The 6211-nt window shown below is 74.7% G+C and carries 5 protein-coding genes and 1 rRNA gene; 3 read left to right on the top strand and 3 right to left on the bottom strand.

What is annotated here, in order from left to right; translation table 11 throughout:
* Positions 1–2: 2 nt before the first annotated feature.
* The gene (locus ACIOC1_RS24580) at positions 3–893 is read left to right on the top strand and encodes a siderophore-interacting protein (protein WP_355333542.1); all 891 of its coding nucleotides are present in this window, start codon (positions 3–5) and stop codon (positions 891–893) included.
* A 225-nt stretch (positions 894–1118) separates the two neighbouring features.
* Here ACIOC1_RS24580 and ACIOC1_RS24585 read toward each other — a convergent pair whose 3' ends face one another.
* Positions 1119–2138, bottom strand: a complete 1020-nt coding sequence (locus ACIOC1_RS24585) for an HAD-IIA family hydrolase (RefSeq protein WP_401856351.1) — start codon at positions 2136–2138, stop codon at positions 1119–1121.
* 75 nt (positions 2139–2213) lie between these two features.
* Between ACIOC1_RS24585 and ACIOC1_RS24590 the strand changes: the two genes are divergently transcribed.
* Positions 2214–3491, top strand: coding sequence for a DUF1015 domain-containing protein (locus tag ACIOC1_RS24590; RefSeq protein ID WP_401856352.1), 1278 nt, complete (start codon positions 2214–2216; stop codon positions 3489–3491).
* A 142-nt stretch (positions 3492–3633) separates the two neighbouring features.
* Here ACIOC1_RS24590 and ACIOC1_RS24595 read toward each other — a convergent pair whose 3' ends face one another.
* Positions 3634–4671, bottom strand: a complete 1038-nt coding sequence (locus ACIOC1_RS24595) for a hypothetical protein (protein ID WP_401856353.1) — start codon at positions 4669–4671, stop codon at positions 3634–3636.
* 15 nt (positions 4672–4686) lie between these two features.
* Between ACIOC1_RS24595 and ACIOC1_RS24600 the strand changes: the two genes are divergently transcribed.
* Positions 4687–6018: a hypothetical protein gene (locus ACIOC1_RS24600; protein ID WP_401856354.1), complete on the top strand. Its 1332-nt coding sequence runs from the start codon at positions 4687–4689 to the stop codon at positions 6016–6018.
* A gap of 101 nt (positions 6019–6119) precedes the next feature.
* On the opposite strand, the gene rrf is transcribed toward ACIOC1_RS24600, so the two are convergent.
* Positions 6120–6211, bottom strand: a 5S ribosomal RNA gene (rrf, locus tag ACIOC1_RS24605); the annotation flags it as partial.

A 6211-nucleotide genomic window follows, 5' to 3' on the forward strand; every position in this document is an offset into this window, starting at 1 on the left:
CCGTGTCCACCGCGCCCTACCTCTTCTTCCACCCCCGCGTCCTGCGCACCGAGCGGCTGTCGCCCACTCTGGTACGGATCGTGCTCGGCGGCGACGACCTGGCCGGCGTCGTGAGCGGCGGCCGGGACCAGCGCTTCAAGCTCTTCCTGCCGCAGCGGGGCCAGACCCGCCCGGTGCTGCCGGAACCGCTCGGCGCCGACTGGTACGCCGACTGGCGCGCCCTCGACCCCGACGTCCGCGGCATCATGCGGACATACACGATCCGCGCGGTCCGCCGCGACCCGCTGGAATTCGACATCGACTTCGCCCTGCACGGCGACCTCGGCCCCGCCTCCCGCTGGGCCCAACAGGCCAAGCCCGGCGACCCGGTGAGCATCCTCGCCCCGGCAGGCGAGGACAACGGCGGCGTCGACTTCCAGCCGCCCGCCGGTACCGACTGGGTGCTGCTGACCGCCGACGAGACCGCGCTGCCCGCCGTGGCGAGCATCCTGGAGTGGCTGCCCGCGGGCATGCCCGTCAAGGTCTGGATCGAGGTCGCCCACCCCGACGACCGCATCCCGCTGACCACCGACGCCGACGCCGACATCACCTGGCTGGTACGGGAACACCCCGGCGCCGACCGCACCGCCGCGCTGCTGGCCGCCGTCCGCGACGCCGGGGACCTGCCCTCCGGCACCCCCTACGCCTGGATCGCGGGCGAGGCCGCCTCGGCACGCGCGCTCCGCCGCCACCTGGTCAACGACCGCGGCATCGACCGCAAGGCGATCAAATTCACCGGCTACTGGCGGCACGGCGTCACCGAGGACGACCTGCTGGCGGCGGCCGTCGCGCAAGCCGAAGCCGAAGCCGAGGCGGGCGCGAAGAGCGAGGCCACGGCGGACGCGGACGCCTGACCCGGCCGCGCGCCACGGGGCGCGCACCGCATGGCGCGCACCGCGTCAGGCGGGCGGGTGCGGCGCGGTCAGACGCGCCCGCGCGGGTCAGCCGGGCTCAAGTGCCGGGCCGGGCCCGCATCATGGAGCCCGCCTCAGAGCCCTGGCCGGGCTCAGAGCGCCGGCCCCGCCTCCGAGCCCCGGCCTGCCGCAAAGTCCCAGCCGGGCTCAAAGGCCCAGCCACGCTCAAAGGCCCAGCCGCGCCAGTGCCTTGTCCGCGTCCAGGCCGCATGTGCCGTCGCCCGCCGACGTCCAGGCCGCGGCGCACAGCGCGCGCAGTCCGTCGAGCGCGTCGCCGTCACCGTCGAGCACGAGCGCGTCCGAGGTGGCGGAGGCGGTCCAACCCCCGCAGCGGAAGCCGCCGTCGGCCGCCGTGACCTCCGGCTGCGCGGCCAGCAGCCCGCGCAGGTCGGCGGCGACGTACGTGGGTCGGTGGCGCGGCTCGGCGGCGAGCAGGTGGGACGCGTCCGTCACCCCGGTCAGCACGAGCAGCGAATCCACCTCGCCTGCGTACGCGCCCTCGATGTCCGTGTCGAGCCGGTCCCCCACCACCAGGGGCCGCTTCGCCCCCGTCCTGATCACCGTCTCGCGGTGCATCGGCGGCAGCGGCTTCCCCGCGACCTGCGGCTCACCGCCGGTCGCGATCCGTACGACCTCCACCGCCGCGCCGTTCCCCGGCGCGATCCCGCGCGCGCTCGGAATCGTCAGATCCGTGTTGGACGCGAACCACGGCACGCCCCGGTTCACCGCGTACGCCATCTCCCCGAGCTGCGACCACCGCAGGTCGGGCCCGTATCCCTGCACGGCCGCCACCGGCTCGTCGTCCGCCGACTCCACCGGCCGCAGCCCGCGCTCGCGCAGCGCCGCGAACAGCCCCTCGCCGCCCACCGCGAGCACCTTCGCCCCCTCCGGCACCTGATCGGCGATCAGCCGCGCCACCGCCTGCGCCGAGGTGATCACCTCGTCGGCCTCCGCGGGCACCCCGAGGTCTGTGAGGTGCTCCGCGACGGCCTGCGGCGTACGCGAGGCGTTGTTCGTCACGTAGGCCAGGCGCATCCCGTGCCCGCTCGCCGCGGCCAGCGACTCGACCGCGTGCGCGATGGCGTCACCGCCCGCGTACACGACCCCGTCGAGGTCGAGGAGCGCCGTGTCGTACGCCGTGTCCAGCGGTCCTTCGGTGCCGTTCGGACTGGTCCGGTGGGTCATGACGGGCTCGCTCCTCGGGGTGTCGTCGATGACCCCGATCATCCCTCATGGCCGCCCCGGACATAGCATGCGCTGATGACCAACTCCGGACTCAACGGCGAGCACGGCCTGCGTCTGAAGCCCTTCCGCGGGCTCCGCTACGTACGACAGCGCGTCGGCAGCCTGGCCGCGGTGACCTCACCGCCGTACGACGTCGTCGTACGCCCCGACGGCCAGCGGCGGTTGGAGACGGCCGACCCGTACAACGTCGTCCGGCTCATCCTCCCCGAGGCCGAGACACCGGCCGCCCGGCACGGCAAGGCCGCCAGGACCCTCACCGCCTGGCTCGACGAGGGCGTCCTCGCCGCCGACCCGCTGCCCGCCCTCTACGTCTACGAACAGCGCGACGGCGACCACCTCCAGCGCGGGGTGATCGGCGCACTGCGGCTCACACCGCCGGAGGACGGCGTCGTCCTGCCGCACGAGGACGTCATGCCCGGCCCGGTCGCCGACCGCGCGGCCCTGATGCGCGCGACCGGCGCCAATCTGGAGCCGCTGCTGCTGTCATACCGCCAGGGCGACGCGACGGCCGCCGTCATCGACCGCACCGCCGCCGACGCCGAGCCGCTGCTGGCCACGGTCACCGAGGACGGGGTACGGCACCGGCTGTGGGCGCTCACCGACCCCGCCGACCACGCGGCCGTCGAGGCCGATCTCGCGTCCCACCAGGCCCTGATCGCCGACGGCCACCACCGCTGGGCGACCTACCGGCTGCTCCAGGCGGCCCACCGCCCCGGCACCCCCTGGGACTACGGCCTCGTCCTGCTGGTCGACACCGCCCGCTACCCGCTGCGGGTACGCGCCATCCACCGCGTCCTGCCCCGGCTGCCGCTGGCCGACGCGCTGGAGGCCGCCCGCACCACCTTCCGCGTACGGCCGCTGCCCGGTCCTTCGCTGGCCGGCGCACTCGACGCGCTGGCGCAGGCCGCGGACGACGGCAACGCCTTCCTGCTCGCGGGCGACGGCGGCTTCCACCTGCTGGACCGCCCCGACCCGGCGGCCATCGAGCGCGGCGTACCGGCCGACCGCCCCGCGCAATGGCGCCGCCTGGACGCCGCCGTCCTGCACAGCCTGCTGCTCGACGACGTCTGGAAGGTCCCCGACTCCCCCGAGGACATTCGCTACATCCACGACACGGCCGCCGCCGTCGGCCTCGCGGAACGGCTGCACGGCACGGCCGTCCTCATGCATCCGGTGCACGAGGACGTCGTCCGCGACCTCGCCCGCCAGGGCGTGACCATGCCTCGCAAGTCCACGTCCTTCGGCCCGAAACCGGCGAGCGGACTGGTGATGCGCAGTGTCGGACTCGGCTGATCCGGCGCCTCGTCCGGGTCGGGGCGGAGCCGGGTCGGAGGTGGGGCGGAGTCGAGGCGCGGCCGGGTCGTAGCCGGGCATACGAAAGGGCGGCACCCGCGGTGTGCGGATGCCGCCCTTTCACGTGGGACGCGTGCGGGTGTCAGTCCTCGTCGTCGCTCTTCGGCTCGCCGTGTGCGGCGGGCTCGCGGAACGGCGAGTCGAGGAAGGAGGACGGGGCGGCGCCGTCGGCCGCCTCGGCCTTCTGCCCGGCCTTCTCGGCGTCGTCGGAGCCCTCTGCGTCGTGGGCGCCTTCGTCGTCGTCCTCGTCGTCCGAGTCGTCCTCGTCCTGCGCGGACTCGTCGGTACCGCCGGCGGGCTCCTCAGAGGTCTCGGAGGTCTCGGCGTCGTCCTCGTCGGAGACGTCCTCGTCGGAGACGTCCTCGTCGGAGACGTCGTCGTCCGAAACGTCGTCGTCCGTGTCGTCGGCGTCGTCCTCGTCGTCCGCCGCCTCGTCCGTCGTGTCCGGCCGCTGGGGCTCGGACTCGGACTCGGCCGCGTCGTCCTCGTCGATGGCGTCGACGAATTCCACGCCGTCGAGCTGGGCGAGGCGGTCGGAGGCGTCGGTGGTGCCGTTGTGGTCGGCTTCGAGCGCCTTCGCGAACCAGTCGCGGCCCTCGCGCTCACGGCCGACGCGCAGCAGCGCGTCCGCGTAGGCGTACCGCAGGCGGGCGGTCCACGGGTGCACGGCGTTGGACGCCAGCTCGGAGCTCTGGAGGGTGACCACCGCGGCCTCGTCCTGGCCCATGTCCTGCCGGGCCCCGGCCGCGACCAGGCGCATCTCGACCTGGCCGGCCTTGTCCAGCTTGTGCACCTCGGGGGCGCCCGCCATCTCCAGCGCGCGCTCCGGACGGCCGAGACCGCGCTCGCAGTCCGCCATCACCGGCCACAGGTCGACGGTGCCGGTCATCCGCCGGGTCGCCCGGAATTCGGCCAGCGCCTCGGCGTACCGCTCACTGGCGTACGACGCGAAGCCCGCCGCTTCCCTGACGGCCGCGACGCGGGACGCGAGACGCAGCGCGACGCGCGAGTACGCGTACGCCTGCTCGGGCTCCTCGTCCAGCAGCCGGGCCACCATGACGAGGTTGCGCGCCACGTCCTCCGCGAGCGTCTTCGGCAGGCTCATCAGCTCCTGGCGCACGCTCGGGTCGATCTCGTGGCCGGTGACCTCGTCAGGGATCGGCAGCCTGCGGACGGGCTCCCGCTCCTCACGGCGGTCGTCCCTGCCCCGGTTCTCGAACCGGCCGCGGCCCTCGACCACGGGGCGACGCCCCTGGCCGCCACGGTCCCGGTCGTCGTCCCGGCGCGGGCCACGCGGACGGTCGCCACGGCGGTCATCGCGGCGGTCGTCGCGGGGCCGGTCGAAACGGGGACGGTCGTCGTCGCGGCGCGGACCGCGCGGGCGGTCGTCACGCGGGCCGTCGAAACGGGGACGGTCGTCGCGGGGCCTGTCGTCCCTGCGGAACCCGCCACCGCCGCCACCGGGGCGGTCGTCACGCGGGCGGTCGTAGCGCGGCCGGTCCTCACGGGGACGGAAACCACCACCGGACCGGTCGTCGCGCCGGTCGTCACGCGGCCTGTCGAAGCGGGGACGGTCGTCACGGGGCCTGTCGTCACGGGGACGGTCCTCGCGCGGGCGGTCAAAACGAGGCCGGTCGTCACGCGGACGGAAGCCACCGCCGCCACCGCCGGAGCGGTCGTCGCGGGGGCGGTCCTGGCGCGGGCGGTCGTCCCTGGGACGGTCGTCGCGGGGGCGGTAGCCGCCGCGGTCGTCCTCACGGCGCGGGCCACGGGGACGGTCGTCGCGCCGGTCGTCACGCGGACGGTCGTCACGACGGAACCCGCCACCACCGCCGGGACGGTCCTCACGCGGACGGTCAAAACGAGGCCGGTCATCGCGCGGGCGGAAGCCACCGCCACCGCCACCGGGCCGGTCCTGACGGGGGCGGTCGTCCCTGGGACGGTCGTCGCGCGGGCGGTAGCCGCCGCGGTCGTCCTCACGGCGCGGGCCACGGGGACGGTCGTCACGCCGGTCGTCACGCGGACGGTCGTCACGACGGAAACCACCGCCACCGCCGGGACGGTCCTCACGCGGACGGTCAAAACGAGGCCGGTCGTCACGCGGGCGGAAGCCACCGCCGCCACCGCCGGAGCGGTCGTCGCGGGGGCGGTCCTGGCGCGGACGGTCGTCACGGGGACGGTAGCCGCCGCCGGCCGGAGGACGGCCACCACTGTCGCGGCGGTCGTCGCGCGGGCGGTAGCCCCCACGGTCGTCTTCGCGGCGCGGGCCCCGCGGACGGTCGTCACGTCGATCGTCGCGACGGAAGCCGCCGGTGGGACGGTCACCGTCCCGCCGCGGACCGCTGCTGCGGTAACCCCCGCGGTCGCCGCCGCCGTTCGGGCGCGAGTCCCGGCGTTCGGGACGCTCGGGCCGGTCTTCAGGCGAGTTGGGCATCGACGTGACTCCTGTCGGATCGTACTGCTGTAGTGCGAGTCTCTCGCCATGACGGAGAGGACGCGCACCGAAGAACAACGAAAAAAGACCCCCGGTCCCAGCGCTTAGGCCAGGACCGAGGGTCCATAAAGATTGTTCGGCGGTGTCCTACTCTCCCACAGGGTCCCCCCTGCAGTACCATCGGCGCTGAAAGGCTTAGCTTCCGGGTTCGGAATGTAACCGGGCG

It is taken from the genome of Streptomyces sp. NPDC088197, assembly GCF_044741185.1.
In the GTDB taxonomy this organism is placed as follows: domain Bacteria; phylum Actinomycetota; class Actinomycetes; order Streptomycetales; family Streptomycetaceae; genus Actinacidiphila.

Bases quoted from the DNA above. Each gene is read 5' to 3' on its own strand.
- ACIOC1_RS24585 (WP_401856351.1), bottom strand. From the start codon at position 2,138: ATGACCCACCGGACCAGTCCGAACGGCACCGAAGGACCGCTGGACACG.
- ACIOC1_RS24590 (WP_401856352.1), top strand. From the start codon at position 2,214: ATGACCAACTCCGGACTCAACGGCGAGCACGGCCTGCGTCTGAAGCCC.